At 65.2% G+C, this 2,204-nt stretch carries 2 protein-coding genes and 2 pseudogenes; 3 read left to right on the forward strand and 1 reads right to left on the reverse strand.

The window, feature by feature from the left end; all coding sequences use genetic code 11:
* The 3 genes and pseudogenes from AC04L7_RS17095 to hmgA form a co-directional block, all read left to right on the forward strand.
* A pseudogene (locus tag AC04L7_RS17095) lies at positions 1-161 on the forward strand (4-hydroxyphenylpyruvate dioxygenase); the annotation flags it as partial.
* Positions 162-224: 63 nt separating this feature from the next.
* Positions 225-623, forward strand: coding sequence for an endonuclease domain-containing protein (locus AC04L7_RS17100; protein ID WP_435996749.1), 399 nt, complete (start codon positions 225-227; stop codon positions 621-623).
* A 10-nt stretch (positions 624-633) separates the two neighbouring features.
* On the forward strand, positions 634-1,938 hold the full coding sequence (gene hmgA / locus AC04L7_RS17105) for a homogentisate 1,2-dioxygenase (protein WP_475513499.1): 1,305 nt from the start codon (positions 634-636) through the stop codon (positions 1,936-1,938).
* Between the two features lie 7 nt (positions 1,939-1,945).
* Here the strand turns inward: hmgA and AC04L7_RS17110 are convergent.
* Positions 1,946-2,204 (reverse strand): annotated as a pseudogene (locus AC04L7_RS17110) (hypothetical protein); the annotation flags it as partial.

Raw genomic sequence — 2,204 nt, forward strand, 5'->3', positions numbered from 1 at the left:
CCAAGCAACGCAAGCTGCTGCAGATCTTCACCCAGAACGCGCTGGGCCCGATCTTCTTCGAGATCATCCAGCGCAAGGGCAACGAAGGCTGCGGCGAAGGCAACTTCCAGGCACTGTTCGAGAGCATCGAGCGCGACCAGATGAAGCGCGGGGTGCTGTAGTCTTCTGCCTCAAGCCCCTCTCCCGACGGGAGAGGGGTTGGGGTGAGGGGCAGGAGGACAAGGATGACGAACCACCGCAGACCTCCGATGGCCACTCGTGCTTTGGAACGGGTGAGGGAACTGCGGGCACGATCGACAGATGCGGAACGCAAACTTTGGTCGATCCTCAGAGGCGGTGGCATCGAGGGTTTGAAGTTCCGTAGCCAGCATTCCATCCCGCCCTACACGGTCGATTTCTGTTGTGTATCGGTCAAGTTGGTGATTGAAGTGGATGGATCGCAGCACACGGAAACATCCGATCACTTACGAACGCAGTTCCTGGAATCAAAGGGTTTCACCGTCCTGCGGTTCTGGGACAACGAAGTACTGATGCAGATCGAAGCGGTGGCTGAGGCGATCTGCAGGACCGTCTCACCATCGCCCCTCACCCCAACCCCTCTCCCGTCGGGAGAGGGGCTTTAAAGGCATCGAGATGAAAACGCCCCCCGATCGCGGATACATGACCGGCTTCGGCAACCACTTCGCCACCGAGGCGATTCCCGGCACGCTGCCCGAAGGCCGCAACTCGCCGCAGCGCGTGGCGCACGGTCTCTATGCGGAGCAGCTCAGCGGCACCGCSTTCACCGCGCCGCGCSMCGAGAACCGCCGCAGCTGGCTGTACCGCATCCGCCCGGCGGCGATGCACGGCACCTTCGCGCCCTACGCGCAGCATCGCCTGCACAGCGATTTCAGTGCCGGTCCGGTGTCGCCGGACCAGATGCGCTGGTCGCCATTGCCGATGCCGGAAACTCCCACCGATTTCGTCGATGGCCTCTACACCATGGCCGGCAACGGCACGCCGGAAGCCCAGCACGGCGTGGGCATCCACCTGTACGCCGCCAACCGTTCGATGCAGGGGCGCTACTTCTACGATGCCGATGGCGAACTGCTGATCGTCCCGCAGCAGGGCAGCCTGCGCATCGCCACCGAGTTCGGCGTGATCGATGTCGAGCCGCAGCAGATCGCGGTGATTCCGCGCGGCGTGCGCTTCCTGGTCGAACTGCCTGACGGTGAGGCGCGCGGGTATGTCTGCGAGAACTTCGGCGCGCAGCTCCGCCTGCCGGACCTGGGGCCGATCGGCTCGAACGGGCTGGCGAATCCGCGCGACTTCGAAACGCCGGTCGCCGCCTACGAGGACGTCGAGGGCGAATTCGAACTGATCGCCAAGTTCCAGGGCCACCTGTGGCGCGCGGACATCGGCCATTCGCCGCTCGACGTGGTGGGCTGGCACGGCAACTACGCGCCCTACCGCTATGACCTGCGCCGCTTCAACACCATCGGCTCGATCAGCTACGACCATCCGGATCCATCGATCTTCCTGGTGCTCACCTCGCCGAGCGATACCCCTGGCGTGGGCAACATGGACTTCGTGATCTTCCCGCCGCGCTGGCTGGTGGCGCAGGACACGTTCCGTCCGCCGTGGTTCCATCGCAACATCGCCAGCGAGTTCATGGGCCTGATCCATGGCGTCTACGATGCGAAGGCCGAGGGTTTCGCGCCGGGCGGCGCTTCGCTGCACAACTGCATGACCGGTCACGGGCCGGATGCTGCGACGTTCGAGAAAGCGTCGGGCGCCGATCTGTCCAAGCCCGATGTCATCACCGGAACAATGGCTTTCATGTTCGAGACGCGTGCGGTGATCCGGCCAACGCGGCAGGCGGTGGACGCCGCACACCGCCAGCGCGACTACCAGGTGTGCTGGGCCGGCCTGCGCAAGCACTTCGCGCCGAAGGACTGAGCCGCGTTCACCGCAAGGCGTTTTCTTCCTGCGGGACCAGGCTCTCGTGCATGCGGGGCAGGGCCTCCGTGGGCAGTGCCTCGAAAAGGCGCTGCCGGATGCGTCCGGCGAGCGTGGCGGCCACGCGTCCCTCCAGGAAGCGGAAGGCATCGGCGAGCGCGTCGAGCATCGCCGCATCGTCCAGCCGCGCCTGCAAGCGGTCACGGTGGCGGCGCGCGCCGTCGTCGCGTTGCAGTTCCAGCATGCCCGACAGGTAGACCTTGGCC

The sequence above is a fragment of the Pseudoxanthomonas sp. LjRoot204_2 genome (genome assembly GCF_056175765.1).